The organism is Viridibacterium curvum, assembly GCF_039544165.1.
GTDB classification, from domain to species: Bacteria; Pseudomonadota; Gammaproteobacteria; order Burkholderiales; family Rhodocyclaceae; genus Viridibacterium; species Viridibacterium curvum.
In genome coordinates this window covers 112221-128090 of sequence record NZ_BAABLD010000017.1, presented here as the reverse complement: position 1 = coordinate 128090, position 15870 = coordinate 112221, and the positions used below count along the sequence as shown (strand labels likewise).

The 15870-nt window shown below is 61.9% G+C and carries 16 protein-coding genes; 11 read left to right on the top strand and 5 right to left on the bottom strand.

From position 1 onward, the window contains the following. Positions 1-35: 35 nt before the first annotated feature. On the top strand, positions 36-1799 hold the full coding sequence (locus ABEA02_RS16990) for a DUF1800 domain-containing protein (protein ID WP_345534291.1): 1764 nt from the start codon (positions 36-38) through the stop codon (positions 1797-1799). Between the two features lie 10 nt (positions 1800-1809). Then, a complete protein-coding gene (locus ABEA02_RS16985) occupies positions 1810-3282 on the top strand; it encodes a DUF1501 domain-containing protein (protein ID WP_345534290.1) in 1473 nt (490 codons plus the stop codon). Between the two features lie 42 nt (positions 3283-3324). Here ABEA02_RS16985 and ABEA02_RS16980 read toward each other — a convergent pair whose 3' ends face one another. The 3 genes from ABEA02_RS16980 to ABEA02_RS16970 all read right to left on the bottom strand — a co-directional run bounded on the left by ABEA02_RS16980 (position 3325) and on the right by ABEA02_RS16970 (position 5739). After that, the gene (locus ABEA02_RS16980) at positions 3325-4314 is read right to left on the bottom strand and encodes an NAD-dependent epimerase/dehydratase family protein (protein WP_345534289.1); all 990 of its coding nucleotides are present in this window, start codon (positions 4312-4314) and stop codon (positions 3325-3327) included. Between the two features lie 127 nt (positions 4315-4441). Next, positions 4442-4948 carry a dihydrofolate reductase gene (locus ABEA02_RS16975; RefSeq protein ID WP_345534288.1) on the bottom strand — a complete coding sequence of 169 codons (507 nt, stop codon included), beginning with the start codon at positions 4946-4948 and terminating at the stop codon, positions 4442-4444. Beyond that, complete coding sequence (locus tag ABEA02_RS16970) at positions 4945-5739, bottom strand: thymidylate synthase (RefSeq protein ID WP_345534287.1); 795 nt, start codon at positions 5737-5739, stop codon at positions 4945-4947. The genes ABEA02_RS16975 and ABEA02_RS16970 overlap by 4 nt, the downstream gene beginning before the upstream one ends. 232 nt (positions 5740-5971) lie before the next feature. Here ABEA02_RS16970 and ABEA02_RS16965 point away from each other — a divergent pair, with 232 nt between their 5' ends. From ABEA02_RS16965 to tilS, 5 genes are all read left to right on the top strand, one after another. After that, positions 5972-7444, top strand: a complete 1473-nt coding sequence (locus ABEA02_RS16965) for a hypothetical protein (RefSeq protein WP_345534286.1) — start codon at positions 5972-5974, stop codon at positions 7442-7444. Positions 7445-7555: 111 nt separating this feature from the next. Further along, positions 7556-8524, top strand: a complete 969-nt coding sequence (locus ABEA02_RS16960; protein ID WP_345534285.1) for an acetyl-CoA carboxylase carboxyltransferase subunit alpha — start codon at positions 7556-7558, stop codon at positions 8522-8524. 197 nt (positions 8525-8721) lie between these two features. Next, positions 8722-9216: a hypothetical protein gene (locus tag ABEA02_RS16955; RefSeq protein WP_345534284.1), complete on the top strand. Its 495-nt coding sequence runs from the start codon at positions 8722-8724 to the stop codon at positions 9214-9216. A gap of 56 nt (positions 9217-9272) precedes the next feature. Next, positions 9273-9689, top strand: a complete 417-nt coding sequence (locus ABEA02_RS16950) for a DUF2784 domain-containing protein (protein WP_345534283.1) — start codon at positions 9273-9275, stop codon at positions 9687-9689. Between the two features lie 11 nt (positions 9690-9700). After that, the gene (gene tilS / locus ABEA02_RS16945; protein WP_345534282.1) at positions 9701-11026 is read left to right on the top strand and encodes a tRNA lysidine(34) synthetase TilS; all 1326 of its coding nucleotides are present in this window, start codon (positions 9701-9703) and stop codon (positions 11024-11026) included. 66 nt (positions 11027-11092) lie between these two features. On the opposite strand, the gene ABEA02_RS16940 is transcribed toward tilS, so the two are convergent. Together ABEA02_RS16940 and ABEA02_RS16935 are read right to left on the bottom strand one after the other, a co-directional pair. After that, positions 11093-11791 (bottom strand): LrgB family protein, encoded by a 699-nt coding sequence (locus ABEA02_RS16940; RefSeq protein WP_345534281.1) that lies wholly within the window; start codon positions 11789-11791, stop codon positions 11093-11095. Between the two features lies 1 nt (position 11792). Further along, positions 11793-12197 (bottom strand): CidA/LrgA family protein, encoded by a 405-nt coding sequence (locus tag ABEA02_RS16935; protein ID WP_345534280.1) that lies wholly within the window; start codon positions 12195-12197, stop codon positions 11793-11795. Positions 12198-12356: 159 nt separating this feature from the next. Between ABEA02_RS16935 and ndk the strand changes: the two genes are divergently transcribed. The 4 genes from ndk to ABEA02_RS16915 all read left to right on the top strand — a co-directional run bounded on the left by ndk (position 12357) and on the right by ABEA02_RS16915 (position 15858). Beyond that, positions 12357-12782 (top strand): nucleoside-diphosphate kinase, encoded by a 426-nt coding sequence (gene ndk / locus ABEA02_RS16930; protein ID WP_345534279.1) that lies wholly within the window; start codon positions 12357-12359, stop codon positions 12780-12782. Positions 12783-12881: 99 nt separating this feature from the next. Further along, positions 12882-13973 (top strand): dual-specificity RNA methyltransferase RlmN, encoded by a 1092-nt coding sequence (gene rlmN, locus ABEA02_RS16925; RefSeq protein ID WP_345534278.1) that lies wholly within the window; start codon positions 12882-12884, stop codon positions 13971-13973. Next, a complete protein-coding gene (gene pilW / locus ABEA02_RS16920; RefSeq protein ID WP_345534277.1) occupies positions 13970-14803 on the top strand; it encodes a type IV pilus biogenesis/stability protein PilW in 834 nt (277 codons plus the stop codon). The genes rlmN and pilW overlap by 4 nt, the downstream gene beginning before the upstream one ends. Next, the gene (locus tag ABEA02_RS16915; RefSeq protein ID WP_345534276.1) at positions 14800-15858 is read left to right on the top strand and encodes a RodZ domain-containing protein; all 1059 of its coding nucleotides are present in this window, start codon (positions 14800-14802) and stop codon (positions 15856-15858) included. Before pilW ends, ABEA02_RS16915 begins: the two co-directional genes overlap by 4 nt. Positions 15859-15870: the final 12 nt, after the last annotated feature.

Here is a 15870-nt window from a genome sequence, read left to right as displayed (position 1 = left end):
GCCGGTCATTGCCAACAGAGAGCATGGAGTCGGCTGTGAAAACAATACTATCTATCGGGCTGCTGCTGATGCTCGCCGCGTGCGGAGGCGGGGGCGGAGGCAAGAGCGGAGGCGATGCGGCGGCGCCGGCCTGTACCTACAGCGCCTCGGTTGAGGTCGATGTCACGGACAGTAACGCGCATCCCACGGATGCCGAGGCGTCACGCTTCCTGCATCAAGCCAGTTTCGGGCCTTCGTCCGCCTCGATCACGGCGCTCAAGAAGGGGAGTTTCCCGACCTGGCTGGCTCGCCAGATGGAGCAGCCTCAGGTGTCGCACCTGGACTGCGTGAAGATGGAGCAGGCGCGACTCGGTGCTGTAGACCAGACGCACTTTCTGCAGAGTTTCTGGGGGCAGGCCATCACGGGGCGTGACCAGCTGCGTCAGCGCGTCACTTTTGCATTGTCGCAGATCCTTGTCGTGTCATTCGAGGGCGTGTTGTCGGAGGATGTCCGCAGCGTCGCGTCCTACTACGACATGCTCGGAAAGAATGCCTTCGGTAACTACCGCAACCTTCTGCAGGACGTCTCGATGCATCCGGCAATGGGCGCCTATTTGTCGCACCTGCGCAACCAGAAGGAAAACAGCAGTGGCCGCGTGCCGGACGAGAACTACGCACGCGAAGTGATGCAGCTGTTCTCGATCGGTCTGTATCAGCTCAACAACGACGGCACGCTCAAACTCGACGGCAACGGCAAGCCCATCGAGACCTACACGAATGCTGACGTATCAGGGTTGGCGAAGGTCTTCACGGGCTTCAGCCATGGCGGTGCCGATACGACCAACAACCGTTTCTGGGGCAGCGTGCGTGATCCCAACTACAACGTCATCCCGATGCAGGGCTATCCGCAGTATCACTCGGTGTCGGCCAAAACTTTTCTTGGGGTGACGATTCCTGCCTCGGGCACGGCAACCACTGCGAACATCGCGAGTGAGCTCAAGACGGCACTGGATACTTTGTTCAACCATCCCAACGTTGGCCCCTTCATCGGCAAGCAGCTCATCCAGCGCCTAGTGAAGAGCAATCCGTCGGCAGCCTACGTCAATCGCGTCGCGACAGCATTCAACACAGGCTACACGGCACTGGCGCCGACCATCGGCAGCGGCCAGCGTGGCGATATGCGCGCCACCATCGCAGCCATCCTGCTGGATGCCGAAGCACGTCCGGCTTCGCTGCCGAGCAATGAAGGCAAGTTGCGCGAGCCTGTTGTCCGCCTCGCCAACTGGGCACGTGCGTTCGACGTTGCTTCGAGCACGGGACTGTGGCGCATCGGCAATACGGATAGCACGACCAACTCGCTGGGGCAGAGCGCCATGCGTTCGCCGTCGGTGTTCAACTACTACCGACCTGGCTACGTGCCGCCGAACACGCAGACAGCAACGCTGGGGATGGTATCGCCGGAAATGCAGATCACGCACGAGACTTCCGTCGCGGGTTACCTGAACTACATGCAGAGCACGGTCCAGAACGGTGTAGGGCCCACGGTGAGCGGGGCACGCGAGAACCGCACAAACTACGTGAACGAGCTGGCTGTGGCGGATGACTCGACCGCGCTCATCAACCGCGTGGACCTCTTGCTGACGCGTGGTGCGATGAAGGCGCTGACGCGCACAAGTATCAAGAATGCAGTGGATGCGGTGGCTATTCCGACGGGTTCGACGAGTAGCGCATCCAGCGCAGCTAACCTTGCGCGCCAGCGGCGTGTCTGGCTGACGGTGTTCCTCACCATGGCCTCTCCCGATTACCTCGTGCAGAAGTGAGGACAAAGCCATGACACCTACCCGTCTCTCACGTCGTGAATGTCTCAAGCGTCTTGGTGCCTTGTCTGCGTTAGGCAGCGCTGCGCCGTTTGCCCTGAATCTCGCCGGTCTTGGTGCTGCCAGCGCGCAAAGTGCGCCGGCGGATTACCGCGCTATCGTCTGTCTGTTCATGTTTGGGGGCAACGATCACCACAACATGATCATGCCCTACGACCAGACAGCCTATGACACCTATGCGGCTGCGCGCGGCGGAGCCCGTTCGGTTGGTGGTATTGCTTACGATCGTGCCCAGCTTACCGCCACGAAGTTCAGTCCGCTGACGCCGCAGGCCATCGGTAGCGAGTTTGCGTTCTGCCCCAGCATGGCGGCCCTGCACAGCCTGTATGGCGCGGGCAAGCTTGCCGTGCTGCCCAATATCGGTCCGCTGATTACACCTACCACGCGCACGACCTTCAACGCAGGCAGCGTGCCGTTGCCGCCCAAACTCTTCTCGCACAATGACCAACAGTCTGTCTGGCAGGCCTTTGCGTCAGAAGGGGTCAAGCTCGGCTGGGGCGGTCGCATGGGTGATCTGCTGGCGAGCAGCAATTCGCAGAGCATCTTCACGGCGATTTCGGCATCAGGGAACGCCGTGTTCCTTGCTGGCCAGAGCATCTTCCAATACCAGGTGGGTACCAGCGGCGCGACCGCCATCAACGGCATTACCGGTTCGTCGATGTTCGGCCTCAGTGGAACAGCCAATACTGCGGCGAAGCAGGCGTTGACTGAACTGTCGACAGACAGTATCAACGCCTCGACACTGGCCGTCGAGGCCGACCATGCCGACGTTGTCGAGCGTTCAGTGGGGGCTCAGAGTACGGTGACCGCGGCGCTCGCGTCCGTGCCGACGTCGACCTCCGGCATCACCTTGCCGACGAATCTGGCCAACAATCGTCTGGCGCAGCAACTGCAGGTTGTGGCGCGTCTCATCGGCGCACGGGCGACGACGGGCGCCAAACGTCAGGTGTTTTTTGTCAGCATCGGTGGATTCGACACGCACGACAACGAAATCACGACATTGGAAGACAATGCGAATGGCGCGCTCGGCCTGCATGGTCAGGTGTCGCGTTGCATGGACTACTTCTACAACGCGACGGTGGCGCTGGGAATCCAGAACAATGTGACTTTGTTTACCGCATCAGATTTCGGCCGCACGCTCACCTCGAACGGCGACGGCTCTGATCACGGCTGGGGCGCACATCACTTCGTGTTGGGCGGTGCGGTCAAGGGCGGGGACATGTACGGCACCATGCCCGATGTCCGTTTGCATACGACGGCGAATCCCAATCTGCAGGACTCGGGCTCGGGGCGTCTCATTCCGACGACATCGGTCGACTCGCTCGCCGTGACGCTGGCGCGCTGGTTCGGCGTGTCGGGCAGCGACTTCGGGTTGATCGCGCCCAACATCGCCAATTTCACCAACGACCTCGGTTTCATGAGCTGAGGTCGAGCCTGCAGTGCCCGGCCTGTTGTGCCGGGCACCAAATCAGGCCGCGTTGGCTGCGGCGTTCGGAACTACCTTGCCGGCGGCTTCTGCCGCGCGTGCGGCACGGGCTGCGCCGATGTGTCCCAGCATCGCAGCCGTCAGCGCTTGCAGGTCGTACTGCGGCTGCCAGCCCCAATCACGGCGTGCGGCACTGTCGTTCAATCCCTCTGGCCACGAAGCGGCAATGGCGTCGCGATGATCCGGCACGTAATCGATAGCGAAATCCGGCATGCGCTGCTGGATGGCTCCCGCAAAATCGGCCGGTGCGCCAGAGAAGCCGCCAAGGTTGTAGCCACTGGGCTGCAGGATTTTTTCTGCGTCGGCTTCCATGTATTCGATGGTGCCGCGTACGGCATCAGCCATTGCCAGCATGGGCAGGGCGCGTTGCGCTGAAAGTGGGCAGCGGAAGCGTTGTCCGTCGACCGCAGCGTGGTAGATCTCGACCGCGTAATCGGTGGTGCCACCGCCCGGCGCGCTCTCCCAGCCGATGATCCCGGGGTAGCGCAATACGCGCACATCGAGGCCGTGCTTCTTGCGGTACCAGGCGGCAAGATTTTCGCCAGCCGCCTTGGCAATGCCGTAGATCGTCGTCGGGCGTGTCGGTGCATCGTCCGGCGTGGCTTCACGCGGGGCGTCCGGGCCATACACCGCGATGGTACTGGGGAAAAACACGCGCTCCACCTTGCACGCCACAGCGGCTTCGAGCACGTTGAAGTAGCCATTGAGGTTGACCTGCCAGGCGCGCACGGGGTCGCGCTCTCCGGTTGCGGAGAGCACGGCGGCCAGGTGGTAAATCATGGTCGGGCGGATTTCCTGCACCAGCTTGAGCAAGGCCGTCGTGTCGGTTACGTCCAGATGGATAGGTACATCACCCCGGACGTCGCTGTGAAAGACATTTTGCTTGCCGTAGCGCTGCTGCAGCGCTGGCACGAGGACCTGACCTATCTGGCCATTGCAGCCGGTCACCAGAATGCGTTGCTGTACCTGCATGGAATCTCTCCCTGAAGACTGTCGCTCTCTTCAGCAAATGCTGATGGAACGGGGAGATTTAAAGCGTTGGTGTTGCAGTTCTGCCAGCCGATAAGAGGCAGAAATTCCGGCTATTCGGGTTTCCCCGTTAAAAGCGCACAAATTTTACAAAGTCATAGTCGAATTCATTGAATTCGTCCGCCTTGCCAACCATGCGTTCGGCCTCTTTCCAGCGTCCGGGGTCCGGCGCCGGGAAGAATGTATCCCCCTGCGGTGCACAGTGCACATAAGTGCAGTGGATGCATTCGGCGAGAGGAATGGCCTGTAGGTAGATTTCGCCACCACCAATGACGAAAACACGATCCTCGGCGCTGCAGCTTGCCAGGGCCTCGTCCAGGGAGCCGACGCGCTCGGCGCCTTCTGCCACGTAATCGGTCTGGCGTGTGATGACGATATTGCGGCGTTGGGGCAGGGGGCGACCGATTGACTCCCAGGTCTTGCGACCCATGATCACCGGGCTGCCCAGTGTCAGCGCCTTGAAGTGGCGCATGTCTTCACGCTGACGCCACAGAAGGCGGTTGTCGCGGCCGATCACGCCGTTGTCGGCCACGGCGACGACGATGGAGATCGGCGGGTTGTGCAGCGGGCCGTTCATACCGCGATGGGAGCCGAGATGGAGGGGTGGGGGTCGTAGCCTTCGAGCTTGAAGTCTTCGAACTTGAAGGCAAAGATGTCTCGCACCGCCGGGTTGAGATGCATCGTCGGCAGCGGACGGAAATCACGCGACAGCTGCAGGCGGGCCTGATCGAGGTGATTGAGATAGAGGTGCGCATCGCCCAGCGTATGTACAAATTCGCCCGGCGCCAGATTGCAGACCTGCGCAATCATCAGCGTCAGCAGCGCGTAGCTGGCGATGTTGAAGGGCACACCCAGAAAGATGTCAGCACTGCGTTGGTAAAGCTGGCAGGACAGCTTGCCGTCAGCCACATAGAACTGAAACATCGCATGGCAGGGCGGCAGAGCCATGTTGTGGACTTCGCCCGGATTCCAGGCACAGACCAGGTGACGGCGCGAGTCAGGGTTCTTCTTCAATCCTTCGATCAGTTGGGTGATCTGATCCACTGTGCGGCCATCCGCTGTCTCCCAGCGGCGCCACTGCTTGCCATAGACGGGGCCGAGGTCGCCGTTTTCGTCCGCCCACTCGTCCCAGATCGACACGCCGTTTTCCTTCAGGTAACGGATATTGGTGTCGCCCTGCAGGAACCACAGCAGCTCATGAATGATGGAGCGCAGGTGCAGCTTCTTGGTCGTCAGTACCGGGAACCCCTCAGCCAGGTCAAAGCGCATCTGCCAGCCGAACACGGATAGCGTGCCCGTCCCGGTACGGTCCGTCTTCTTGTGGCCGTGCTCAAGCACGTGGCGCATGAGGTCGTGATACTGGCGCATGGAGTTTCCGTGTGGTGGTTACTTGAAGCAGATGGCTTGAAACAATGGTTTGGCAGGATGCCGGGTGTCCGGCGACAGGCCACTGAAGCACCGTGATAGCCCACCGATTCTACAGCCTGCTGCCCTCCGGGGCAGTTCCGCGGGGGGGCGGGGCGTCGCTGCTTGGCAAGCGCGAAGTCACGGGTAAAATGGAATTTGTTGATTTACATAAATTAACCAGGAGTGGGGGGAGGTGCTGGTGCAGAACATGCCGACGCTCAACGTGCCTCGACAGGACGAAACCCTGCTCGTCGGTATTGCGCAGATGGAGCCCGCCCGGGCGCTGGGCGCAGTGGCCGAGCTCGTAACTGCGGTGCTTGGGCGCCGCGAGATCAGCGAACAGGAGCGCCTGCGCACCCTCTTTGCGGCAGATCAGGCCGTGCAACGCCAGGCACGTGCGTGTATCGAGCACTACCTTTCCGCCGTCAACATCGGATCGGCCGCGCGCCATAGCCTGTGGCGCTGTGCCCACGACCACTGGACCCTGATGTTCGACACGTATGGCGCCTGTCTGGCCAAGGCCGAGGGCAGCCCGGACCCACTGGGCGATGCCTTGATGGCCGAGCTGGGTGTGCGCGCCATCCGCGCTGGTGCCCAATGCGTCAAATGGGACGCTTTCCGCCACGGTCCGGTTACAGATGCGCTGTGGGGGCGCCTCAACCGTGCCTATCGGCTGGCGGCCGAATGCCGGGTTGCCCGCAACAACGTTCGACTGCGGACCGATCGCGCCACCGAAACGACGGTGGAGCGCGAATTCCTGCGCGTCTTTGCGCTGCACAGCCTGGGCGTAGACCAGCTCGACCCTTACCGGCTGGAGCTGGCGTCACGGCTGATCCAGTACGTTCTACCCTGGCTGGAACTGACAGTGCATCCCGACGCTGCCAGCCTGCACTGGATCGACGTGGCGACACGCAATCCGCCGGCGCGGCTGGTCCGCACGCCCGAAAACGCCGGTCTGCCACGCTTCTTCAGTGGCATGGTCGCAACCCAGCCCCTGCAGGAAATGCTCGAACTGGTGGTCGCAGGCGACATTCCCGCGCCCCTGCTGGGCATTGGTGAGAAAGATGCGGACGAAAGCGTGGCTGGCAAGGTGGCCAGCGTGCTGTCGCACATGGTGCGTAGCTGGTCCAGCGAGCCGCCCGTACGCCGCAATCGCCGCCACGGCATGCTCGGTACTCTGTACGTCGTGGAAGGTCTGATGCAGTTCGCCAATCGCCTCGCCGGTGGAGGCCAGCATGGACAGACCACCTGGCAGATGCGCGACGCCAGCCTGCGAGGCGTGGGTGCTGAAGCCCGCCTGGATGATGACGATGATCTGGCGGTTGGCATGCTCGTGGGCATGCACCTGCCGGATGGCAACAAATGGTGTATCGGTACGATCCGCCGCCTGTGGCGCACATCCGAACATTCCGGCCAGGTGGGTGTCGAGTTGCTGGGGGGGGACCCCGTGGTGGCGCTGGCCGAGGATGGTTCCGGCGAGTCCCGCGTCATCGTGATGGATACCGTCAAGCGCGGCCACCCCTTACGCCTGCTGGTGCCGACGCCGGGTTTGCGGGGCGGCGTGCCGGTCTATCTGCTCTCAGGCGCGGCGCCGCTCAAGCTCACGCCTCTGAGTACCCTTGAATACGCGACGGATCACGAGATCCGCATGTATCTGTGCGGCTGAGCGGGCTGGCATCCAGCGTTTGAAACGCTGTGCAGGGGAGTGGATTGGGCCTCAAAGACCAATCGGTTACAATGCCGGCCTCCGCATTCCGGCCGTCAGGCATTTCGTTACGTGAAAACCACCTTCCTTGAATTCGAACAGCCCATCGCCGATCTGGAAGCCAAGATCGAAGAACTGCGTTTCGTGCAGGACGAGTCGGCTGTCGACATCTCCGAAGAGATCGCCCGTCTGGAAGTCAAACGACAGGCATTGACGAAAGACATCTACGCCAAGCTGTCCCCTTGGCAGATCGCCCAAGTCGCGCGCCATCCCCAGCGCCCCTACACCTTCGACTACGTGCAGCACATCTTCACCGACTTCCAGGAACTGCACGGCGACCGCTCCTTTGCCGACGACAAGGCCATCGTCGGCGGTCTCGCCCGTTTCAACGGCAACAGCTGCGTCGTCATTGGCCACCAGAAGGGCCGCGACACCAAGGAAAAGATCCTGCGTAACTTCGGCATGCCGCGCCCCGAGGGCTACCGCAAGGCTTTGCGCCTCATGAAGCTGGCCGAGAAGTTCAACATTCCCGTCTTCACCTTCGTCGACACCCCGGGCGCCTACCCCGGCATCGACGCCGAAGAGCGCGGGCAGTCCGAGGCCATCGGCCACAACCTCTACGCCATGGCCGAGCTGCGCGTACCCATCATCTCCACCATCATTGGTGAAGGTGGCTCCGGCGGCGCCCTCGCTATCGCCGTGGCCGACCAGCAGCTCATGATGCAGTTCTCCACCTACTCGGTGATCTCGCCCGAAGGCTGCGCTTCCATCCTCTGGAAGAGCGCCGACAAAGCCTCCGAAGCGGCCGAAACCATGGGCATTACCGCCGCCCGCCTCAAATCGCTGGGTCTGATCGATAAGATCATCAACGAGCCCGTCGGCGGCGCCCACCGTGACCACCGCGCGACCGCACAAACCCTCAAGCGCGCGCTGATCGATTCGCTCAAGCAGTTCTCGGAACTGCCTGTGGATGAGCTGCTTGAGAAGCGCTTTGAGCGACTCATGGCCTACGGCAAGTTCAAAGAGCTGAATACGGCCTGAACGTGGCATGAAGCTACTGCGCGGGCCGATCTTGCGCCTCCGGTGCTCAACGTACTGACGTACGCCTCCGCTCCTCGGCGCAACCTCGACCCGCTCGCTACGCTTCCTGCCGCATTCAACTGAACCTGTCGATTGATGGCTTGTTTTCTGTAGGGCGGAGCAGGACTCCGCTTTTTGCTTCGCGGAGATAACTCGGCATGCCGAACTTCAAGAATTTCGCGTGGTTGGTAGCGCTGCTGTGTTGTCTGACTGGCTGCGCTAGCAACGCACTGCGATTTCCGAAGTCTTCCCCTGTTTGCATTGATATCGACACCAAAGACACTCTTTGGACTGCGATAGTGACTCCAGAAATCATTCAACGGATATCGCTACGGATCGAGAAATATGTCGTTCAGTACTTGGCTGATGAAAGCATCTCAACTGCTGTTGGCGACAGGTGCAAGGCAACTGACGTCAAATTGACGATTGCGCTACCAACGGTAGAAAGCTCCGTGCGAAGCAAAATTGGAGTCTTCGCGAATAGTAGTTACAACAGCTATGAAATTCGCCCTTTGGTGACATTGCGTGCCCCGGACGGCTCAGTGCTGTGGACTGATAGTCATGGCTTCGACAATGAAAGCCTTGATAACGTAGCTTCGTCGATAGCTAGCCGCGCGGCCTCTCGCGTGTCAAAGCACTATCGCTCGAAGTAGGGGCGGCGTAAGGCGCATTTGCCACAGTACTTTGCGCCGGACGCTTGAGGGTTCAAATGCTCACCCCACAATCCTGGCAACTACTCGCCAACCTCACCCTCATCCTCCACATCGCCATCGTCCTGTTCGTAGTCGGTGGCCTGTTACTCGTCCTGGTCGGCAATTTGCGCGGTTGGCGCTGGGTCAATGCTTTGTGGTTTCGTCTTGTGCATCTGGCGACCATCCTGTTCGTAGTGCTGGAGTCCTGGGTTGGCGTGGTATGTCCGCTGACGACGCTGGAGATGTGGTTGCGGCGGCAGGCGCGGCAGGAGGGCTATGCCGGGGGCTTCATCGAGCACTGGTTGCAGAGCCTGCTGTACTTCAATGCGCCGCCCTGGGTGTTCACGCTGGCTTATTCCCTGTTCGGTCTGGCTGTGCTGGCGAGCTGGTGGTACTTTCCGCCGCGTAGCGGGCGCAAGGCGCCGCGCGCCTGAGCCTACTCTTCATGCCCCCTGAAAATCTGAGTTCGCGTTTGCAAGCTGCGCTGGCAGTGCATGCCGAACAGCGGCTTTGCGTCGGTTTCAGCGGAGGGCTGGATTCTTCGGTGTTGTTGCATCTGTTGGCGAAGCTTGCGCCGGTTTGCGGCTTTTCCGTTTCAGCCTTGCACGTGCATCACGGCCTGAGTCCGCATGCCGATGATTGGGCTGCGCATTGCGAGCGCGTGGCGCTGAGCCTGAATGTGTCTTTGGCGGTGCAGCGTGTTCAGGTGACGGTGGCGGGAGAGGGGCTGGAGGCCGCAGCGCGGACGGCGCGGCATGTGGCCTTCGCGGGCGTGGATTGTGACTGGATCGTGCTGGCCCACCACCGTGGCGATCAGGCGGAAACCGTGCTGCATCGATTGATGCGGGGTACGGGCGTGCATGGTGTCGGGGCGATGCGGGCGAGGGATGAAGCGCGACGCCTCCTGCGTCCGCTGCTCGATGTGCCGCGCAGTGCGCTGGAAGCGTATGCGCGGGCGCGGGGTCTGCACTGGATCGAGGATGAGAGCAACACCGATACGGCGCTGACGCGCAATTTCCTGCGGCGCGAGGTGTTGCCCGTGTGGTCGGCGCGGCAGCCCGCGCTGGAGGCGAATCTGGCGCGCGCTGCGGGCCTGTTTGCCGAGGGCGCGCTACTGCTCGACGAGCTGGCTGCGGAAGATGCCCTGCGTGTGGCACCGGGCGAGGCTGATTCGCTGCTGCGTCTGCGGGCGTTGTCAGTGCCGCGTGCGCGCAATCTGTTGCGCCATCTGCTGGTCCGCGCTTGCGGTTTGTCGCCGGAGGCGGATCGTTTGGGCGAAGCGTTACGCCAGCTGTGCGAGGCGCAGGAGGGGGTGCGTCTGGTGCTGGTGGAGCAGGCTTTGTGCGCCTGGCGTGAGCGCTTCTGGCTGGAGGCTGCGGTGCAGGCAGAGCCCGTGCCTCAGGTCTGGCAAGGTGAGGCCAGTCTGCCTTGGGGAGCAGGCGTTGTGCGCTTCGCGCAAGACCGCGGACCACGTGCGCTGCGTATCGCGCCGGGCGCCGTACGTATTGCAACGCGGGCTGGAGGCGAGCGATTGCGCCCCCTGATGGACGGGCCTTCGCGAGCCTTCAAACAACTGGCGCAGGAGGCGGATATTCCACCCTGGCAGCGCGATGGCTTGCCCTGTTTGTGGCAGGGCAATGACTTGCTGTGGATTGGTGGGCTCGGCGTCGCAGCAGAGCATTGCTGCGCGCCAGACGAGCAGGGCTGGCAAGTCGCCTGGGTGCCCTGGTCAGACCAGGGCCAAAGAAAAAGCCCGGGGCGCAGGCTCTGACTGCCGCAACAGCAAATCGAGCTGCTGTGCGGCTAAGTCATTGTTTTATTGAAAACACATTGGTTTTCAGAGGGGCCAGACCATCATCAGCAGCGGCAGGACGAGGGAGGTGAAGATGCCGTTGAGGCTCATGCCAAGGCCAGAGAACGCACCGACACGCGTCGAGATCTGGAAGGCGCGCGTCATGCCGATGCCGTGTGAGGACAGGCCGATGGCAAAGCCCTGCATGGCCTCGTCGCGGATGCCTAGCCAGCGCATCAGGGGGCTGGCGCTGAGAGCGCCGATCACGCCGGTGACAATGACCACAGCGGCAGAGAGCGAGACGTTGCCGCCCAACTGACCCGACAGTGCCATCGCGATGGGAGTGGTGACTGACTTCGGCGCCAGGCTCAGCAGGGCCTCGCGCGGCAAGCCGAACAATTGGCCGATGAGCAGCGCCGAAGTAATGCCGCACAGGCCGCCCACCACCAGTGCGATGAGCAGCGGCTTCAGCATGCTGCGGGCATGGGCGAGGTTGGCGTAGAGCGGCACGGCGAGGGCCACGGTTGCTGGCGCCAGCAGCAGGTGGATGGGGCGAGCGCTGTCGAAGTACTGCGGATAGCTGATGCCGCTGAGCCACAACAAAGGCAGTAACAGCGCGACGGCAATGATCAGCGGGTGGCTCCAGGCGCTGCGCTGGCAGCGTTTGTGCATGGACAGGCCGACGAGGTAGGCCAGCAGTGTCAGGGTCAGCCAGCAGGCAGGGTGGGTCAGCAAGGCGTGCATGTCAGTCTTCGGCCTTCCGGCGCCCGAGCAGCCATTTGAGGGTCAGGGCCGTGATAGCCATGGTGATGCCGGTGGACAGAACCAGGGTGGCCAGCAGGCCTGGCCCATGCACGCTGAGCAGTGGCCCCTGGTCGATGAGACCGACGGCAGCGGGGACGAACAGCAGGGATAGATGATCCAGCAGGCCACGGCCGGCCGCCTCTATGGGTTTGGGAACATGGCGGCGAATGAGGCAGAACGCCAGCAGGAGCAGCATGCCGGCCACTGCGCCGGGCAGGGCGAATGGCAGCAGGGTGCTGACGACTTCGCCCAGCAGCCAGCACGCCAGCAGGATGGCGAACCCGGTCAGGACCTGGTCTGTGGTGGGGCCTTCAGGCGGGGAAGGTGGGGTAGAGGTGTTGGACACGGGACAGGGGGGCGGGGCAAACGGTCTGGGTTGGCGGGAAAGGCGTGAAAAAAGATCGAAAAGTCTAACGCGGCGCACCAGACAGGGGTTCGGAATGCAGCAAAGTGCTGATAAAATTAAAAGTTATCTTTTCACAAGCCTAACCAACGGAGTCTTTCCATGGCCATCGAACGCACCCTTTCCATCATCAAGCCCGACGCCGTCGCCAAGAACGTGATCGGCAAGATCTACCAGCGCTTTGAAGATGCCGGCCTGAAGATCATCGCTGCCAAGCTCGTGCAGCTTTCGGAGCAAGAGGCTGGCCAGTTCTACGCCGTGCACAAGGAGCGCCCCTTCTTCAAGGACCTGGTCTCCTTCATGATCTCCGGCCCGGTGATGATCCAGGTGCTGGAAGGCGAAGGCGCCATCCTCAAGAATCGCGACCTGATGGGGGCAACCGACCCGAAGAAAGCTGCTCCCGGCACGATCCGCGCTGACTTTGCGGAATCCATCGACGCCAACGCTGTCCATGGCTCTGATGCCGCTGAAACCGCTGCGGTGGAAGTCGCTTTCTTCTTCCCGGGCATGAATGTCTATTCGCGCTAAGGCGCGGTGAGGAGAAATGGGTGGGGAGTCATGCGCGGGGCGTCTCGCTCCGCTGGTTTGGCTCCTCCCTTTTGACTCCTCTCTCCTCACTTGAAGTGAATGCAAAACCTCCTTGACCTTGATGCACAAGCGCTGACTGACTGGTTCGCTGAACGCGGCGAGAAGCCTTTCCGCGCGCGCCAGGTCTTGCGCTGGCTGCACCGTTTTGGCGAATCGGACTTCGATGCGATGACCGATGTGGCCAAGAGCCTGCGCGCCAAGCTCAAGGATGAGGCCTGTGTGGTGGCGCCGACTCCGGTGCGCGATTCGGTGTCGTCCGACGGCACGCGCAAGTGGCTGCTGGACGTGGGTAATGCCAATGCTGTCGAAGCGGTGTTCATCCCCGAGACCAATCGCGGAACACTGTGCATTTCGTCGCAGGCCGGGTGCGCGCTGGACTGCGCTTTCTGCTCTACCGGCAAGCAGGGCTTCAACCGTAACCTTACGGCGGCCGAAATCATAGGTCAGCTGTGGCTCGCGAACCGTTTGCTCGGAGCCGCAACGGACGGAGAGCGCGTCATCTCCAACGTCGTGATGATGGGCATGGGCGAGCCGCTGGCGAACTTCGATAACGTGGTGTCTGCGCTCAACCTGATGCTCGACGACAACGCCTACGGCTTGTCGCGGCGTCGCGTGACGGTGTCGACCTCAGGCATCGTGCCGGCCATGGATCGATTGCGTGACGCCTGCCCGGTAGCGCTCGCCGTGTCGCTGCATGCACCGAATGATGACTTGCGCGACAAGCTGGTGCCAATCAATCAGAAGTACCCGCTGAAGGAATTGCTGGCCGCCTGCAACCGCTATCTGGACAAGGCGCCCCGCGACTTCATCACCTTCGAATACGTGATGCTGGATAGCGTCAATGACTCGGATGAGCACGCTCGCCAGTTGATTGACATCGCCGGTCAGGTGTCTTGCAAATACAACCTCATTCCGTTCAATCCTTTCCCGAATTCCGGCTTCAACCGTTCGAGCGCGGCACGCATCAAGCGCTTCTCGCAGATCCTGATGGATGCCGGCATCGTCACCACCACGCGCAAGACGCGCGGCGACGACGTGGATGCCGCCTGCGGACAGCTCGCAGGTCAGGTCAAGGACAAGACGCGTCGTACCGCCTCGCGGATCGTGCCCATCAATGAGGTTCGTCAATGAGTGCTATCCGGACGTTGTGCTTTCTGCCTGCATGCATGGCGGTTTTGCTGTTGGCTGCCTGTGGCGGCATACCCTTGAGCAGTGGTGGAGGCAAGGAGACCAATCCGGTCGTGTCAATAGACCGTCCCATGTCGGAGCAACCGGCAACGACTGAATACCGCCGCAACGCCAAGGTGCACGTCGAGCTGGGTACGGCATATGTCGAAGGGGAGCAGCTCGGTGTGGCGCTGGACGAAGCACGCCATGCGATTGCCTACGACAAGGGCTATGCGCCTGCTCATGTGCTGATGGGTAAAGTGTTCGCGTTGCTGACGCAGTACTCGCAGGCCGAAGCCGCGTTTGCCGAGGCAGTGCGTCTTGCTCCCGGAGATCCTGAGGTCAATAGCGAGTACGGCTGGTATCTGTGTAGTCGTGACAGATTCTCACAAGGTGTGCAGCGTCTCGAAGCCGCGCTGGGGAATCCGTATTTCAAGAATCCCGCCCGCGCCCTGGGGCTCCTGGGCTTCTGTCATATCCGTGCCAAGGATTACGTGGCAGCCGAACGGGCACTGTCTCAGTCCTACCAGAGAGATCCTCAGAACCTGCGCGTGATTTATCAGCTCGCTGAAGTGGCCTTGCGTGCAGACGCTTTGCCACGCGCACGCGAGTTCGCCAATGAGCTCGCTGCCAAACTGTCGCCGGGCGCGACGCCGGAAAGTGTCTGGCTGTCGCTGCGTATTGAACGGAAGATGGGCAATCGCGTCGCAGAAACCAAGCTGGCAAACCAGCTGGCGCGTGATTACCCGGCATCGGCCGAGTACCAGTCCTATCTGCAGGGAAAATTCGAGTGAGCGAAGAACAACAAGTCAGCGAATCCGTAGCGAGTGCCGAGGACAGCAGCGCGCCCACCTCCCCGACCTCGCTTTGGGTAGCCTTGCGTGAAGCGCGGGAAGCGCGTGGTTTGACGGTAATGGATGTGGCGCAGCACCTCAAGCTGACGCCGCGCCAGATCGAGGCAATCGAGGCTGGCGACATGGCTCAGTTGCCGGGGCCTGCGTTCGTCAAAGGTTTCGTGCGCAACTATGCCCGCTTCCTGAATCTGGACATCACGCCTTTCACCGCACTGACGACCCTGCAGCGCGAAGAGCCGGCGTCTGGCTTTGAAGCAATGCCGCTGGGCAGCATGCCCGCCCCCGGCGGCTGGAAATTCTCGCCCTTGCCTGCACTGGGTATCGCAGCGGTCCTGCTCGGACTGGCTGTTGCCGGTTGGCATTACTCGTGGTTTGAGCAGCGTGACGAGCAATACATTGCAGAGTGGATGGCCCAATCGGAAGCGATGCTGGCTGGACGTTCCGCCCCGGCATCCGAGTTGCTGCAGGCGGCGCCCGAAGTGATTGTTGCTGCGGGCTCCGAGCCCACCAGCGCACCGCAGGCCGCGTCCGAACCCGCGGTCTCGGCTCCGCTGGCCATGTCCGCTCCCGCTGCCGTGTCGGCACCCGTTGCGATGTCCACTCCGGCGGCGGCATCCGCTGCGGCAGCCGTGCCTGTCAAGGCTTCCGCACCTGTGGCGAGCCCCGTCCCCAAGGCGTCTGCGCCGGTTGCGGAAAAGGCTCCCGTTGCCGCGTCCCAGCCAGCAGCTCAGCCTGCGCCCAAAGCGGCCGAAGGCGCCTCGCGCCTGTTGCGATTCAGCTTCAAGGGAGAGTCCTGGGTCGAGATCCGTGATGGCAGCGGTATCGTCATTTTTTCCCGTGTGAATCCAGCCGGCTCGACGCAGGAGGTGCGTGGTATGCCGCCTATTGATCTGGTTGTCGGCAATGCTGCACAGGTCGAGTTGAACCAGGACGGCAAACCCGTTGCCCTCAAGGTTGCTACCGGCAGCACGGTGGCGCGCATGCGCCTGCCTTGAAATCCCCCGATT